At 36.8% G+C, this 16553-nt stretch carries 15 protein-coding genes; 8 read left to right on the top strand and 7 right to left on the bottom strand.

The window, feature by feature from the left end; all coding sequences use genetic code 11:
- Positions 1–54 precede the first annotated feature (54 nt).
- Entirely contained in the window at positions 55–837 is a 783-nt protein-coding gene (locus tag ACOWPH_RS27100; protein WP_015213215.1) for a DUF928 domain-containing protein, read from the top strand.
- Positions 838–850: 13 nt separating this feature from the next.
- On the opposite strand, the gene ACOWPH_RS27095 is transcribed toward ACOWPH_RS27100, so the two are convergent.
- Positions 851–1147: a hypothetical protein gene (locus ACOWPH_RS27095; RefSeq protein WP_015213214.1), complete on the bottom strand. Its 297-nt coding sequence runs from the start codon at positions 1145–1147 to the stop codon at positions 851–853.
- A gap of 231 nt (positions 1148–1378) precedes the next feature.
- Entirely contained in the window at positions 1379–2494 is a 1116-nt protein-coding gene (locus tag ACOWPH_RS27090) for an ABC transporter ATP-binding protein (RefSeq protein WP_015213213.1), read from the bottom strand.
- Between the two features lie 393 nt (positions 2495–2887).
- Here ACOWPH_RS27090 and ACOWPH_RS27085 point away from each other — a divergent pair, with 393 nt between their 5' ends.
- The gene (locus tag ACOWPH_RS27085) at positions 2888–4081 is read left to right on the top strand and encodes a sensor histidine kinase (RefSeq protein WP_015213212.1); all 1194 of its coding nucleotides are present in this window, start codon (positions 2888–2890) and stop codon (positions 4079–4081) included.
- A 215-nt stretch (positions 4082–4296) separates the two neighbouring features.
- Here ACOWPH_RS27085 and ACOWPH_RS27080 read toward each other — a convergent pair whose 3' ends face one another.
- A complete protein-coding gene (locus ACOWPH_RS27080) occupies positions 4297–5013 on the bottom strand; it encodes a GUN4 domain-containing protein (protein ID WP_015213211.1) in 717 nt (238 codons plus the stop codon).
- A 379-nt stretch (positions 5014–5392) separates the two neighbouring features.
- On the opposite strand from ACOWPH_RS27080, the gene ACOWPH_RS27075 reads away from it, so the two are divergent.
- Positions 5393–6814 (top strand): NADP-dependent isocitrate dehydrogenase, encoded by a 1422-nt coding sequence (locus ACOWPH_RS27075; protein ID WP_015213210.1) that lies wholly within the window; start codon positions 5393–5395, stop codon positions 6812–6814.
- Positions 6815–6861: 47 nt separating this feature from the next.
- On the opposite strand, the gene ACOWPH_RS27070 is transcribed toward ACOWPH_RS27075, so the two are convergent.
- The gene (locus tag ACOWPH_RS27070; RefSeq protein WP_015213209.1) at positions 6862–7371 is read right to left on the bottom strand and encodes a DUF29 family protein; all 510 of its coding nucleotides are present in this window, start codon (positions 7369–7371) and stop codon (positions 6862–6864) included.
- 118 nt (positions 7372–7489) lie between these two features.
- Here ACOWPH_RS27070 and ACOWPH_RS27065 point away from each other — a divergent pair, with 118 nt between their 5' ends.
- Positions 7490–8065, top strand: a complete 576-nt coding sequence (locus tag ACOWPH_RS27065; RefSeq protein ID WP_015213208.1) for a Uma2 family endonuclease — start codon at positions 7490–7492, stop codon at positions 8063–8065.
- A 51-nt stretch (positions 8066–8116) separates the two neighbouring features.
- Complete coding sequence (locus ACOWPH_RS27060) at positions 8117–8809, top strand: Uma2 family endonuclease (RefSeq protein ID WP_015213207.1); 693 nt, start codon at positions 8117–8119, stop codon at positions 8807–8809.
- A gap of 282 nt (positions 8810–9091) precedes the next feature.
- Here the strand turns inward: ACOWPH_RS27060 and ACOWPH_RS27055 are convergent, their stop codons facing one another.
- Together ACOWPH_RS27055 and ACOWPH_RS27050 are read right to left on the bottom strand one after the other, a co-directional pair.
- On the bottom strand, positions 9092–11767 hold the full coding sequence (locus ACOWPH_RS27055) for an AAA family ATPase (RefSeq protein ID WP_015213206.1): 2676 nt from the start codon (positions 11765–11767) through the stop codon (positions 9092–9094).
- A 9-nt stretch (positions 11768–11776) separates the two neighbouring features.
- A complete protein-coding gene (locus ACOWPH_RS27050) occupies positions 11777–12829 on the bottom strand; it encodes an ATP-binding protein (RefSeq protein WP_015213205.1) in 1053 nt (350 codons plus the stop codon).
- 189 nt (positions 12830–13018) lie between these two features.
- Between ACOWPH_RS27050 and ACOWPH_RS27045 the strand changes: the two genes are divergently transcribed.
- The 3 genes from ACOWPH_RS27045 (at position 13019) to ACOWPH_RS27035 (ending at position 15709) form a co-directional block, all read left to right on the top strand.
- Positions 13019–13321: a hypothetical protein gene (locus ACOWPH_RS27045; RefSeq protein WP_015213204.1), complete on the top strand. Its 303-nt coding sequence runs from the start codon at positions 13019–13021 to the stop codon at positions 13319–13321.
- A 122-nt stretch (positions 13322–13443) separates the two neighbouring features.
- Positions 13444–13842: a hypothetical protein gene (locus tag ACOWPH_RS27040; RefSeq protein ID WP_015213203.1), complete on the top strand. Its 399-nt coding sequence runs from the start codon at positions 13444–13446 to the stop codon at positions 13840–13842.
- A 697-nt stretch (positions 13843–14539) separates the two neighbouring features.
- Positions 14540–15709: a nuclease A inhibitor family protein gene (locus tag ACOWPH_RS27035; protein WP_015213202.1), complete on the top strand. Its 1170-nt coding sequence runs from the start codon at positions 14540–14542 to the stop codon at positions 15707–15709.
- Between the two features lie 50 nt (positions 15710–15759).
- On the opposite strand, the gene rsmG is transcribed toward ACOWPH_RS27035, so the two are convergent.
- Positions 15760–16515: a 16S rRNA (guanine(527)-N(7))-methyltransferase RsmG gene (gene rsmG, locus ACOWPH_RS27030; RefSeq protein WP_015213201.1), complete on the bottom strand. Its 756-nt coding sequence runs from the start codon at positions 16513–16515 to the stop codon at positions 15760–15762.
- Positions 16516–16553 lie beyond the last annotated feature (38 nt).

The following is a 16553-nucleotide window of genomic DNA, read 5'->3' as shown; positions in this document are numbered from 1 at the left end:
ATTTAGTTTTCTGAATGTGAATTTTAATAAAGTAGCAAACAAAATCTCACTATCATGAATTTACAAAAGTATATTAATTCTTTGACTTTAGGAAAAATTGCTGTCGGAATTTCTCCAGCGCTGATAACTTTATCTACCTTTTCTTTACCCTCATCAGCACAACTTTCTCCAAGCCTTCAATTACCAACAACACCTAACAGCAAATTATTAGCACAGTTGCAATTTCCATCCGCACCCGACCGGGGTAAACCTCAAAGAACAGGTGCAGGAGGAAGACGAGGAAATTCTTGTATTATTAGCCAAAATGACCAACCATCTTTAACTGCTTTAATGCCTACATGGGATAATAATGGGCAAACAGTTTCTAATAATCCAGAATTGTATGTGTATGTTCCCCAAATTAATACAAAATCTGGAGAATTTGTATTAATAGACGAGGAGGGAAATGAAGTTTACCAAACTAATTTTATCCCACCTGATCAACCAGGAATAGTCAAATTAACTATCCCATCCAATGCTGACCTAAAAGTAGGCAAAAAATATCAATGGTTTTTTACAATTGTTTGTAATTCTGAAGATAGAAGTCAGGATGAATATGTATCAGGTTCACTAGAACGGACTACCCTAGGTTCGTTATTAAATAATTACCTTCAGCAAGTAGCACCTCTCAAACAAGCAGAGATTTATGCCAAGAATAGAATTTGGCATGATACTATTAGTAACGCTGCTGACTTGCGTACTGAAAATCCAGATGTATGGTTACAACTGTTAAAATCAGTTGGTTTAGAGGAGTTAGAAAAAGAGCCTTTTGTTGATTTCGGTACACCGAAACCCTAATGTTTTGATGACTTCATTCCCAAGTAGCCACATCCCGCAACACATGAGGAATTTCTCCCTGTGATAAGGGAAACTCTAAAAAGGTTTCCCTATACCCCAAATATCCAGACTCAGTAAAAGACATTAGCATTCGTGCTAGTGCTAACCACACTTCTGATTCATATTCCCAATCACTATAACGTCTAGCGCGACCAGCTATGGAACGTAGCGCCCAAAAGTAAGAATTTCTCACCACAGACCCGCCTTTTTTAAATTCGGGTACATCTTCTTTATGGATAAATAAAACATTATTTTCGATTCTGGTTCTCATATATTTTAGATTTTAGCTGAGTATTCAGGATAGAGAATACTCCAAGTCAGGAGAATAAAGCCTTTTTTAGTTAAATTCGATGATTTTGATAAAATCTTACTTGTCTCTATTCTTCATTTCATAAGCATTCTGAACTCCGAACTCCTGACTCCTGCCCTCCGAACTCCGAACTCCGAACTCCGAACTCCGAACTCCGAACTCCGAACTCCGAACTCCTGACTCCTGACGATTTCAGACCATCGGAAAAATCCTCTTTCCAGTGCTTGTGTCAAACACAAATAACTGATTTAAATCTAATTGTAAATTCAGATGTTCACCTGGATGTAAACGCACACCTCCACCCAACTGCACATTTATAAACCCAGAAGAACCGAGTAAACTTGCACGAATTAAAGTTTCCCTTCCCAAAGGTTCCACCACCTTAACCTCTGCAACTAAACTTTCCAAATCTTCCTCACTGTGTTCACTGTGTCTCTGCGGTTTGTTAATATAAATATGTTCAGGACGGATACCCAAATTACAAATTTGTTCTGGGTGCAAATTTAAACCTGATTTGATATCTTGAGGAATGGCTAATAATTGCCCACTAATATCAAAATGATCACCTTTATAAATAGCTGGTAAAATATTCATTGGTGGATTACCCAAAAAACTTGCTACCATCTCATTGGCAGGAAGGGCATAGATACTTTGAGGATCACCAATTTGTTGAATTTTACCACGATTTAAAACCACGATTTTATCAGCTAAAGTCATCGCTTCAACTTGATCATGGGTGACATAAATTGTCGTAATTCCTAATTGTTGATGTAGCTGTTTTAATTCGGCTCTGGTATCATCTCGTAATTGAGCATCTAAATTAGATAAAGGTTCATCGAGTAAAAATAGTTGTGGTTGACGTGCGATCGCTCTCCCTAATGCTACCCGTTGTTGCTGTCCCCCCGATAGCTGCTGGGGTTTACGATTTAACAGATGTTCTAGAGAAAGCGATCGCGCTACCGTAGTTACTCGTTCTTGAATCGTCTTCGGATCAACTTTCCGCATCTCCATCCCAAAGGAGATATTCTGCGCTACTGTCATGTGAGGATACAGGGCATAGTTTTGGAATACCATTGCCACATCACGCGCTCTAGCTGGGATATCATTAACCAAACGATCGCCTATAAACAGATTACCAGATGTAGCAGTTTCTAATCCAGCAATAGTTCGCAAAATCGTAGATTTACCACATCCAGAAGGGCCAACAAACACCCAAAACTCGCCATCAGGAATTTCAAAGCTAATATTCTCGATAGCAGTGATGTTGTTAAATTTACGCTTAATATTTTCTAGGACGACTTTTGCCATTATGAAATTAATTCGTTGTATTTGGCAGTTTTATACAATTATAAGGGAATAGTAACTATAAACTCCGCGCTGCTTTTAGATGCGCTCATTTTACTCTTATTATATTTTAGGAGGTTAACGGCATTTTCAAAGCTGTAGTTGACGGGTTAGTTGCTATGTATATTTTGATCCTATATATAGCAATTTCCAAGCTCATGAAATACACCCCACCCGCGCTGTCGCGCACCCTCCCCTTACCAAGGGGAGGGTTGGGGAGGGATAATTTTGTATCTAACTAGAGTGGGAAAGGCTATAATTCATCTTCATATCATGATTTATGTCAATAATTGTGAAAATCATCTTCTAGAATAATTAAACTCATTAGTTTACATTAGATTCACGGAATTTAAATAAATGGATTTTAGTCAAGTGCTGGCTGATAAAAATGATATTATTCTAGATAAATGGGTGATAGCTGTTCGCCAAGATAAACAGATAGAAAGTGCTGACAATCTGTCCTTCAGTGCGATTAAAAATCACATTCCATATATATTGAAAGCAATAGTAACAGTTCTCTCAACATATGAGAGTAATGATTTTAAGTCAATCGTTACTGCTAGTTGGGAACATGGAGTAATTAGAGCCACACAAGGCTTTAATTCAGAAGAAATTGCTAGGGAATATCATCATTTAAGAACAGTAATATGTGATGTAATACAAGAAGACTTGTTGCAGGGAAATCCTAGAGATATCATTCGGGCTTTTCGGTTAATTAACACTGTACTTGATGAAGCCATTGCTCGCTGTTTTAATAGTTATGTTGATGAACGATTAAGAGAATTAGACCATCTTTATAAGACTTTAAGGTTGCACAATCAGGAACTAACTCGATTAGTTAATGCTAATCGAGAAAATCTCTCTTTACTAACTCATGATTTAAAACAGCCTCTAGCTTCGATTATTGGTTACTCTGATTTATTTTTACGTCAATATCAAAAAACTGATGAAAAAGAAGCTTCTCACAATATTGAACATATTGAACGAGTATTACGTAATGGCAGACAATTGCTGCGTTTAATTAATGATTTACTAGAAGTATCTCGATATGAATCTGGCAAAATCAAACTTGAACTGACATCAACGGATGTCTGCCAAATCATTACTAATGTATGTGAAATGCTTGAGCCTTTAGCTGCCGAGAAAAAATTAGACCTCATAGTTAATTGTGAACAACAAAACCAAGAAATCATCACAGACGCATTTCAATTACAACAAATTATCATAAATCTTGTTAGTAATGCAATTCGTTATACAGAGTCGGGAACTATTAATATTACTTTTCATATATCAGATCATCAAAAATGGGAATTTATTGTTGAAGATACAGGTATTGGCATTACACCAGAAAACCAAAAGCAGATTTTTGAACCCTATTTCCGTTGCGCTAGTAAAAAGTCTCACCTACCTGATAGTAGTGGTTTAGGTCTAACAATAGTTTCGCACTTAGTAAAACTATTACAAGGTGAAATTAAGCTAGTTTCTCAAGTAGGAGTAGGTTCTAGTTTTACTGTAATTTTGCCTTTGCAAATAGAAATGCAAGAAAGTTGATTTCGATCAGAGACGCAAAAAGGCTAAAAATATCTTTGCGTCTTTGTGTGAAATCAATATTTTTCAATCAATTTAATTCATTACCTGTGTCCCGGCCAACTACCTGAGTAAATAGGCAGAATAAAAGTAAACTGTATAGAAGAAAAGTCAACAAAGCTAAAACCCTTTTTCTACCTTTTTCCTGCCTTATGGCAACGAATATCTTTAACGCCAACCTAGGTATTCCAAGCAGGATGATTGAGAAGCGAAGACATCACCCGCACACCCCGCAGTTGATTAGAGAGGGGTAGATGACCTCTAGGGGCGCTTAAATCCCATGTGAACTCATGGGGGTAGCGTGTCCAGTTATTACCGCTTTTCCAGCCGATTTTTGTCCATAGGTTGATCCAGTTTTTACCCAACCCCAGCCAAATTTCTCGCTGTACAGAAAAACCAAACTTTCCTTCCGAGTGGACTAACCACAAATGATTAATAGTTCGTAAGTCCTGAATAGGGAAATTATCTACATCAGTGAAATACAACCATTTTCTCTGTACAGTTGTGGGGCCTGCCACTTCACACATTTTTTGGATAGTCAGAAGGTCAGCAGCTTGGAACTCTTGACGAGTTAGTAGCTGTTGCAAAGAATTGTAACTGATCCCACAGTCTGATTTTAGAGGTACAATTCCTTCAGGAAAGTTAGTTTCTAGAAATTCTTTGGCTGTGGGTGCATCAGAGTTGTAGACTACTTGGTAGGCGTTACCATCAATCCAAGTTGCTGGGGTGTCACGACGTTTCAGTAAAAATTCCTGCAACACTTCCAATCCCTCATTACCCAAGTTAGCTAACTGTGGGATGATTTGTTGTTGGACTTTTTGGGACCCAGCGATTAAATTTTGGCGCAGGGAGTCGATGTTATTAGCAGTGCCTGATAAAATCATTGGGTCTGTCATGCCATTACTCGTGTTAGCGGTGAGCGTGAATAAACGATTCAGCTATTGGGCATTCTACAAAATGAAGCACAGATAGCGAAATGTAGTTTACTATTTTTGACCGTACAAAATAGCGATCGCTTAACTGAAACCTACACCTGAGCTATCAATACTGTATCAGTTAAAGCTGGGGATAATCTGCGCCTCAGGCATAAAGAGTGAGTTGCAGGAGTTCAGAATACAGGAGTATGGCTATAGTTTGCGTGACAAATTAGGAGTCATACTGCCAAGATACTCCCTATCACAATGGAGGAGTTTTGAAGATAAATGTATTCCATAAACTTCTGAACTTCTGAACTCCTAAACTCCTGGAAATTCTTCTATTTGGAGTGTGTTAACTATGTACGACAAGATTACCCCCCCGACAACTGGAGCAAAAATTACCTTCAAAAATGGTGAACCAGTTGTCCCTGAAAATCCTATTATCCCTTTTATTCAAGGTGATGGGACGGGTATAGATATTTGGCCAGCAACCGAAAAAGTGCTTGATGCTGCGGTAGCCAAGGCATACAAAGGCCAACGAAAAATTAGCTGGTTTAGGGTTTATGCTGGTGATGAAGCTTGTGATTTATACGGGACTTACCAGTATTTACCCCAAGATACATTAACAGCTATTGAAGAATATGGCGTTGCTATCAAAGGCCCTTTAACTACTCCGGTAGGTGGGGGGATTCGTTCTTTAAATGTGGCACTACGACAAATTTTTGACCTTTATACTTGCGTGCGTCCTTGCCGATATTACGCTGGTACTCCATCTCCACACAAAACCCCGGAAAAACTGGATGTAATCATATATCGGGAAAATACGGAAGATATTTATTTGGGGATAGAATGGAAGCAGGGCAGTGAAATAGGCGATCGCTTGATCAAGTTCCTAAATGAGGAATTGATACCCGCTACCCCAGAACATGGTAAAAAGCAAATTCCCCTGGATGCGGGAATTGGCATCAAACCCATCAGCAAAACCGGTTCTCAGCGTCTTGTCCGTCGTGCCATCAAACACGCTTTGTTATTGCCCAAAAACAAGCAACAAGTGACCTTGGTGCATAAAGGCAATATTATGAAATACACCGAAGGCGCTTTTCGTGATTGGGGTTATGAATTAGCCACCAGCGAATTCCGGAACGAAACGGTGACAGAACGGGAATCTTGGATTTTAGGTAACAAGGAGAAAAACGCCAATCTCTCCTTAGAAGAAAATGCCAGAATGATTGATCCTGGCTTTGATTCCCTGACTCCAGAGAAGAAAGCGCAAATTGTCAAGGAAGTGGAAACAACTCTTAACACCATTTGGGAAAGCCACGGAAACGGCAAATGGAAAGAGAAAATCATGGTCAATGACCGGATTGCTGATAGTATTTTCCAACAAATCCAAACCCGTCCAGATGAGTATTCTATTCTGGCGACAATGAACCTCAATGGTGATTATTTGTCCGATGCTGCTGCGGCTATCGTTGGCGGTTTAGGCATGGGGCCAGGGGCGAATATTGGCGACTCCTGCGCCATTTTTGAAGCTACCCACGGTACTGCACCCAAACACGCGGGGTTAGACAGAATTAATCCCGGTTCTGTAATACTTTCCGGTGTGATGATGCTGGAATTTATGGGTTGGCAAGAAGCCGCAGATTTGGTTAAAAAAGGATTGGGGGATGCGATCGCAAATTCTCAAGTCACCTACGACCTAGCGCGGTTAATGGAACCACCTGTAGAACCATTAAAGTGTTCTGAATTTGCCGACGCAATCATCAAACATTTCGGTTAACCGTAGGGGCGGGGAAACCCCGCCCTATACTCCCTATAGCCTATTTTCTAACCCCAATTTTCCCCTCCTGGTAACTGATAACAGTTTTGTATAATTACTGTTGGTAATTGTTTCGCTGAATGAGAATAAGTGAGGTGCAAGAATTTTAAAGCATTTGTAATTAATGCTGTTCTATCTATTAACTCAGATAATTGAAACTGACTATATTTACCATTCATTACTTCTAAACTAGCATCAGCGATCGCATCTTCAATTACTTCCTCTTCTATTAAATTTTCCCATTCATCTTGATTGATGTAATAAGATTTTTTATTTTCTTTAAGATTGATTTCTTGAATTTCTCTAATTGAGTTACGGATAGAAGCAGCCCAGAAATTTGTTAATCTTTGTTCTATTTGATTTTTAATTAAATGAATTAGTAAAATTTTCAAAAATGCTTTAATTTGTCTGAAGTTCGCTTTTTTACTCATTCCCTCTAATTCATCGACAATCGCCAAAGCATCAGCGTAATTTCCTTGTAAAATGCTATTTCTTAGATCAATTAATTCCTGTGTCATTTGTATTAACCTCAACTTGCATAGAATTATCTGGATTGATTTGCTACTTGGAAATTAAATTGTTATATTTATAATAGTGCTGAAAACTCCATTTCTCAAGTAGTGGATAGAATTGATCATGATTGAGCAACTTTTGAAACTAAACTTAAACACAGTTGATTTTACCGATGAACAGTTTTATCAACTATGTCAAAAAAACAGCGATTTAAAATTTGAACGTACATCGAACGGAGAATTAATTATTATGCCCCCAGTGGGAGGAGAAAGCGGTAATAGAGAAGCTAATTTAATTATTGATTTAGGTGTTTGGAATCGTCAAACAGGACTCGGTTATACTTTTAGTTCTTCCACTATATTTAAACTACCAAATAGTGGCGACCGTTCTCCCGATGCAGCTTGGATTAAAAAAGAACGTTGGGAAGCACTTACTCCTGAACAAAAACGCAAATTTCCCCCCATTGCACCAGATTTTGTCATTGAATTAAGGTCAGCAACAGATGATTTAAAAACTCTGCATCAGAAAATGCAAGAATATATGGATGCAGGAGTAAAACTGGGATGGTTGATAAATCCTCAACAGCAACAAGTAGAAATTTATCGTTTAGGACAAGATGTAGAATTGCGAAATTTGCCTACAGAATTATTAGGTGAAGAGATATTACCAGGGTTTAGTTTAAGTTTAGATTGTTATTAAAGTCTCATCTAAAGTGTTATAATCTCCATATCTCAACTAGTGGATACAATCATGATTGAGCAACTTCTAATCAATAGTGAAATTGATAATTGTGATGTACCAGATGCCAACCTGCTAGTCACTGAAGATGATACACCTGTAGATAATCTTGCATCTGCCAAACAACAACGCCTTTTAGTCGGTTCTCTTTACAGTTCTTTACAAAATCAAGTTTTTTTAGCTGAAGCTAATGTTGGTGTTTATCATACTTATGGTGAACCTGCGATAGTTCCTGATGTATTTGTTAGTTTTGATGTGCAAACTCCTGAAAACTGGTGGGAAAAACAAAATCGTTGTTATCTAGTTTGGAAATTTGGTAAATCACCAGAAGTTGTTATTGAAATTGTATCAAATCGAGAAGGTGCAGAACTAGATAAAAAGTTGCAAATTTATGAAAAAATGCGAGTTTCTTACTATATTGTCTATGACCCACATCAAAATTTAGGAGAAGAGACTCTCAGAATTTATTCTATCCAGGGTAGACGTTATATAGAAACTACAAATAACTGGTTAGAAGATATTGGTTTAGGAGTAACTTTATGGACTGGAGAATTTGAAGGTAGAAATGATTCTTGGTTGCGTTGGTGTGATCAAAATGGTAATGTTTTACTAACTGGTGATGAACGTGCAAAAATAGCAGAAGAACGCGCTCAATTATTGGCAGAAAAGTTAAAGGCTTTGGGTGTAGATCCTGATAGTATTTAAATGTTATTTTAGGATTTTTAGAGATGATTCATACTCAAAATGGCTTATCTGTTTGCTTACCACCCGCCCAGAAATGAATTTCAGGGCTAACAGCCAAAGTTTACTAAAGTAAACTATAGATTTATGGGGATTTTTAGTCATCTTCAGATGACTTTTGCTATTAGACTGGGAATTCATTCCCAGGCGGGCTATGGGTTTTCTGTAATGTTATAAAGGTCAATAATTCTATCCGCTACTACTTGATTATCAGTAGCAATATACAACCATATTTGAATTAAGTCCTCACATATTAACAACCCAACGCCGAAATAGTTCTACAATTATTCTCCAGCGTCCTTGATTTTCTACAATCACATCATGACGTTTTAAAACTTCTAAAGCATTCTGTAAATCAGTTTCATCTATTCCCGTCAACTCAATTAATTCATTTAGAGTTAATCCTCTGCTATGTTTTGCCAGATGAGATAAAATTACTTGTTGAGTATTATCATTATTTTCCCCAGATTGACCCCAAACACCATTAAAGTAATTACTACCTCTTTGGAAAAACTCTGGTTTATTGACAATTGTTTCTACATCTTCCAGTGTAAAAACAGATTCGCGGGGTTTTCCTTGTTCAAAAACAAAATCATTATAGAGTCGGACTAAATGAAAACCTACCAACTGCACTAAATAAGGTTGACCATGAGTTAAATCATAAATTTTATCTAGTGCTTCTGGTGTGTAGTCTAATAAAAAATCTTCAATAGCTGGGTTAGCAAGAATTTGACCGGTTGCACCACGACTTAAAAAACCGACACGAATAGGCAGAACACTAGCAAAAAAAGGTTGAAAATAATCTGCTGTCATTTCATCTAAGGTATGCAAACCAGCAAAAGCAAAAGCAATTTGAGAATTTGCTTGTACTAAACTACGCAAGAAACCCATAAAATCTGGGCTAATTTTTCCGGCTTTAATTAAATCTTCTATTTTCTCAAATTCATCTATAGCAATAACTAACCCACTAGATAAATTTGTAATTACTTTTTCAAAATAGCGGTTAAAAGTCCGTTCGGGAAGTTTTAATAAATCATCATCATGGGGAGGTTCAATATTCACAACTTGGGAAATTTCATCACTAATGGCCATTAATACTTCACCTACTCCTTGGGTGACATCTCCTAATTTTAGTAAATTCACATAAACAACTTTAATATTTGCATCTAAAGAGTTAGCAGCATTGAGTAAAATCGAAGTTTTCCCCATGCGTCTATGTCCATAAATTACTACAGATTGGAGTTGAATACCTCTAAGCCAAAGTTCCTCTAATTGTCTGATAATATCTTCTCTACCAATAAATAAATTACCCATTACAGGGTCGCCGATAACATAAGGATTATTTACAGGTTTATTAAGAACAACTTCCCCAACTTCTCCAGCAATTTGTAATAGTTGTTGTTGCCAATTTCTGGCAATATCTATAATTAATTCTTGTTCTGCTTTAGGTAAGGTATTGGCTGTATTTAAAATAGTTGTCAGTTCACCTAATGCACGATTTAAAGCGGAAGAACGAGATACACGGGAGACACTAAGGTTAATGATTTTTATATCTTCAATTACTTTGACAAATCTATCTAATGTTTGCCAAGTGTGAGGACGTAATAAACCTGATGTGGGGAATGTAGATATTTGTAGATTAGCAATAGATTTTAATTCCTGAGCGCCTTTAAATGCTGCTAGAGTTAGAGCAAGGATATACATTTCTTCCCCATATAGAAGAGAACGAACAACAGCAAAAGCTTGTTCTGCCTTAAATGGTCGTTTTTTATGAAGATACCAAAAGCCAGCCGCAACAGCACGGGAAGGAGTATCTATTCGGGTATCTGTATTCAAATTATTCTGTAATCTTGTTTTCCAAGATGAAGGTAAGAAAAATAAACCGTCTATCGCTCTTGATTTGAGTTCTTCATTTAAAGCGGCAGATGCAAAATGTATTAATTTCCAATCATAGGTAGTTTCAGATAACTGAGAAATTGACCAAATTATTTGTTCTGGTGGTTTTGTGTTCAGTACCTCATTCACCGCTTTAACGACAGGAATAAATTGCATAGTATATGCCAATAGTTGATTAACATTATGTATGCCATTGTCCCAATCATGTAATAACCATTTTTTTAAGCGAGAATCTAAATTAGGTAAAGGGAGAATAGTAATTTTGGGTAGTAAAAAACTCCCATTCCTGAGATAGTACAGGTAAAAAGGTAAACCAAATAACCAGTGTTCTGGATGTAAAGTCGCCACACCCCCCGCCACAGCTACTGCCACACCGAACGCCACACCGAACGCCACACCTCTTACCATACCGAACGCCACACCTATCACCACACCGAACGCCACACCTCTTACCATACCGAACGCCACACATCCCCACGCACTTCCCTCCACATCTTCTGCCAGACCGAACGCCACAAATCCCGCCACAACAAATGCCGCAACAAATGCCACAGCTACCGCTACACCTCCCACCACACCTCCCACCACACCGAACGCCACACCGAACGCCACACTTCCTGCCACAGCTACTACCACTCTTTCCGCCACACCGAACGCCACAGCTATCGCCACACTGAACGTCACAGCTACCGCCACACCGAACGCCACACCAGACCAGTCAACACGCAAGCCTAATTCTTGCAGAAATAAAGAAATCAATATGGGTGTAATAATTGTTAAAACCACACCTTGTAATAGCAATTGACGCTGAACAAAATTTTGGACTAATATATCTAGTCCTTTACTCAAATTAATTTTTAGAGGAATATAACCCCCGCCAAAAGTATCAACATACCACCGCAAAGCCTGGGGAAAGAAAAACACCCAATACAGCAACAGCAGATAATCTAAAGGATTCCATAAAGACAGAGGACGACGTAATTTAGGCGCTAAATCTAAACGAGGTACGGGAGATTTTGTGGTCATAATATATTTTTAAATATTGTTTTTTTGAGAATATTTTTTATACAAATCATAACAAATTTGGGTTAATTTTTGCGGATGTCCACCGCTTGATTGAATCAGTTCTTGGATATCTGCTTCTGTAAAATCAATTGTGGTTGATTGTAATCGCTTGGTAATAAAATTACGGATAATTATTTCATTCCAAGGGAAAATATCTATTTGTTGACAAATATCTGCTAACGGGGATATTTGATAACTATCATTAAATAATGTTTTTAAAGATTCATTGGCGGCTAAAACTAATTTTAAACAAGCATTTTCACCCTCAGATAAACCCCGTAAATGATCTCTCACATCCCTTGTAAATCCTTCTCCATTCAATTTACCAACATTATCTAAAATTAATAATACTCTTTTATCTTGTGAATTTCTAGTAAATCTATAACCTGTACTATCTGGTATATCAATTTTTTCACATATAGCAAAATAAAAATCTTCTTGATTATGAATATTATTCATATCTATAAAAACGTTTTGACGTGGAGATTTTAAAATATTTATTGATTGTTGATAAACTGCATATAATAAAGATGATTTACCAATTGCTTGTTCACCAATAATGGCAACACTACTGGAATTATTGATAAGTTCAAATATCTGCTTTATTTCTTTTTCTCTACCAAAAAACTTTTCTATTTTCTCTATTCTTCCCGTTGTGGGAACAAAGGGATTTTGATTATCTTCAGGACTATCTATAATTTTATTATCATTGCTTGAAAATCTTTCTGTTTCATCATTATTTCTCAAAAATATTTCTATTTCTTCTTTAAAATTATATTTATCAATATCGTCATTATTTAAAAGTGTTCTAATTTTCGGAAATATTCTTTTGTTAGCTACTTCAAGAAAATACACTTCCGAATATGGCTTATCGTTAGATTTATATATAATACCTAACATTTCAGCATAAGTTTTGCCTTTCCAAATTTGGATAAAAACTTTTGATTCTATGCTATTAAATGCTTTTCTTTTTACTTGTAATATTTTTTGTTGAATAGATTCTAATGCTTTTTCTGCTTCCATTTGCACCTGCGTGAGTTGCTAGGGTAGGTTTTTATTTTACACCAAAACCCACATTATCCTAGATTTACCTAGAAATTTTTGAACCTTATCCAGATAATCCTATATTTACCTAGATCCTAGCTATTCAGTATAGACGAAGGGTGATGATAGAGACATGAAAAAAAACACACACTTGAGGAATGTAAACCTATGTCTCAACAACCAACAGAAAAAGAAAATCTTCCTACTCAGTCTAACAAGACAACGAAACTTTTAGACACTGCGGAAAAAATCATGAGTAACATCACAAAATCAGAAATAGTGGAAATAGTTAAAGTCGGAACTAAAACCACAGAAACCATTTTTAAAGATTTATTGAAGTCTGGAGGTAAACCCGTCTCTATTATCTTAGCTATTGCTGTTTTGATTGTAGCGACTGCAATACCTATTGTTGCTTTGAAACTATCTCCAAACCGGATAAATCAACCTGCAAAAAATTCTCTAGTCAAATGATAACTTTAGGGTGGGTTACAGGTTTGCTAACTCACCTTATACTAATGATCCATTTTTGCAGTTATGATCTAAAACAGTGAAAACTGTGATTAAATTTATAAAAACTTAGCTCAAAAAAGCTTATGAGTTTAAATCGTCGTCATTTCTTGGTTTTACTGGGTGCTTGTGCGGGTGTTTTTATTCTAGATGGTTATGCTACCGCAGAAACATTTACCTCTCCAAAACCAGCTATTCAAATATCCTCTTTACCCCAAATAAACTATTTAGGTATAGTGCAGTTGGGTTTTATATGGAAGTTAATCTTATCAGTTTTTGCTGGTTTAATAGGGTTAATAATTGGCGGAATTTTGGCAATACTTTTGACTCTAATACTTGAATGGCAGAGTAACCGAAATTCCCCACCAAGTGAATCAGGTTCAATGGGTGGAGTCGCATGGTTAGGTATTGGAATGTTTTTGATATGTATAATTAGTCCTTTGATGGCAGCAATTGCTATCTTTTTAACTACTTTATATTTATAAATTTAGGCTCTACAGTACTTGTTATGCTAAATTACCAGTCGATATAGCCTTTCCCACTCTAGTTAGATACAAAATTACCCCTCCCCAACCCTCCCCTTGGTAAGGGGAGGGTGCGCGACAGCGCGGGTGGGGTGTATTTCATGAGCTTGGGAATTGCTATAAGAGGGAATTCTTAACAGGGCAAAGAGAAAAATTTTTACCATAATATTCAAAAATATGACTTATCTCTTTTACACAGCAAGCCTTATGAGATTTCTTTGTTCAGATTTTGCATATTATTTACTCAAGAGCCTAAATTTAATAGATCGAAATTCTATCAGGTTTAAGAGGATGTTTGAAAAGTATCAGAATTAATCGAGATTCCCAACTTTTTAAGGGGGGCTAAATTCTTCAAAGTCCCCCTTTTTAAGGGGGATTTAGGGGGATCTGCGGGTGTCAAATCCCACACGAAAAAGTTTTCAAACAACCTCTAATGAACAATTTATCAAAATGGGCTTCAAATAGCAATCCTATTTGATTTATGGACGGAATTTTTAAAACGTTCGCGCAGCGTGGCGTTAGCCATACCGCAGAGACGCAGAGAGCGCAGAGGTAGAGAAAAAGAGGTGTTCATATCTTATTTAGGATTGCCATAGTTGTTTCTCTGTGAGAAAATGCTATTGCTAAAGTATCAAAAGTATTGATTTATTTAAAAAATATGCCTAGTCATACGATCAGGTTTGATGACGGAAAATACGACTATATCATGACGATTACTCTCGCCGATTGTACAGTCAGCATCACAACTGACGGTGTTGGTTTCAATGCACGCACTTTTGAAACCCATGAATTGGCTACTGAAGCCGAAGCGCTGGAATTTTACGAAACAACTATTCGCAGGGAAAACCCTAGTTATCAGCCGCCAACAGATTCATTATCTACTGAGGTAGAGGAAGAAGAAGAGGAAGAGGAATTTGAGCCGTTAACATTTGATTTCGATTTGAATGAACAGAATTTAGCAACAGATGAATTAGTAAATCGTTTAGCAGTAGTGCTACCCGGTTTAGAAATTTATGAGAGTGAATCTAGCGGTTATCCTTTTAAAACATTTGTTTGTAAAGTAGAAGATCAAGGAGAATTTACTATAGATAAGCTGCTTTTAGCAGAGGGATTTATGCAGCCGATTGCATGGGATAATTTTTTGGCAGATGTCATTACTAATAGCAGTAATCTCACCAGCAATTTGGCTTTAGAAGCAAATCTGAACCCTGAAGAAATTGCTCATAAATGTCGAATGTTAGAAACTACATTGCAATCGCAATGTAAAAACATTGCTGTTTATAAAATCATGCATTTTGATCCGTTATTAGCTGGAGAAAAAATTGATGAATTTCATATTATTGTAGGTGAAACTCATGATGGGAATTGGGTGGGAATTTCACCACAAATTGGTTCTATTGAGGATATTAGAACTGACACGGAGAGATTGCCAATTTATACAGACTTTACTCCTTCATCCAGCACTCAAACATTAATTAATACCTTGCCAACCATAGTAAATGGCTTGGAGTTTGCTACCACTCCAAACACCACTAATAGAGAATTTTATTTAACATCTGCTAATTCTCAAGAACAAACAATTTATCAGTTAGTTGATGCAATTGATTTTGTTATTACCTGCAATTTTGCTCCCTTTGGTTCAGTAGCAGAATATGAAGATCGTGAATTTTTCCGTTACATCCATCCCTTAGATCAACTGTTACAGTTAAATCTCACAAATTTACGCGAATATGTGATTGGTTCCTATTCTCTTTATCACTTATACAGTATTGGTAATACAAATAGTGGTGATGCGGTAGGAGTTTCAACTGTTGCTGTCTGGACTTGAAAACCTCCTTAACCTTTTAAGGAAGCAAAGAAAAGAGGTGCAGGTTTTATTTACAAAGGCTTTTGTTTGGGTATACCTACAGGACGAGGAAAATGAACTGGGGTGTGTGCTACTTTCCGCAAATATAAACAATGACGAATGCTTTGAGTTAAAGGAGTTGTAAATTCTTCAATTAATTCAATTACTCCACCTAGTTGATTAGCCGCATTTTGTAGACTTGCGGTTTCTTCTTTAGTCCAACTACCCCGATAAATGACAGCTAAACCGCCTTTTTTTACTAAAGGTAAACTATACTCAGCACAGGCTGAAGCTGTTCCCACGGCACGAATTAGAGCTAAGTCATAGCTTTGACGATGCTTAGGTTCTTGACCAATTTCTTCTGCTCTGCTAACAATAGTTTTAGCATTAATTAAAGAGAGATTACTTAATATAATATCAATAAAATTAATTTTTTTGCGAGTTGAATCTAATAAGGTGACTTGAGAATTTGGGAAAATAATAGAAATTGGTATACCTGGAAAACCTGCACCTGTACCAATATCAATAACAGATGCATCTTGATGAAGGGAATCAATAAAATGCTGTTTTGGTGCAATTCCTCTGAAAGAGTCCCAAAGATGTTTTTCCCAAAATTCTTCAGGTTCGGTAATACGAGTTAAATTAAGTTGGCGATTTCCTTCTAAAATTAATTCATACAACTGCTGAAATTGATTTTGCTGTTGAGTTGTTGGTTGCCAATTAAGTGTTTGCTGCCAGATTTCTGCCATTTCTGGTAAACTGGATACAGGTAAAGATTCTAAATTCATTTTCAGATTTTAATATTGGAGATTACCCAGGAACTGGA

This window comes from Anabaena sp. PCC 7938 (genome assembly GCF_049315035.1).
Classification (GTDB): domain Bacteria; phylum Cyanobacteriota; class Cyanobacteriia; order Cyanobacteriales; family Nostocaceae; genus Anabaena; species Anabaena cylindrica.
Note: the sequence above shows the minus strand (reverse complement) of the source record. Positions and strands in the feature narration are given on the sequence as shown.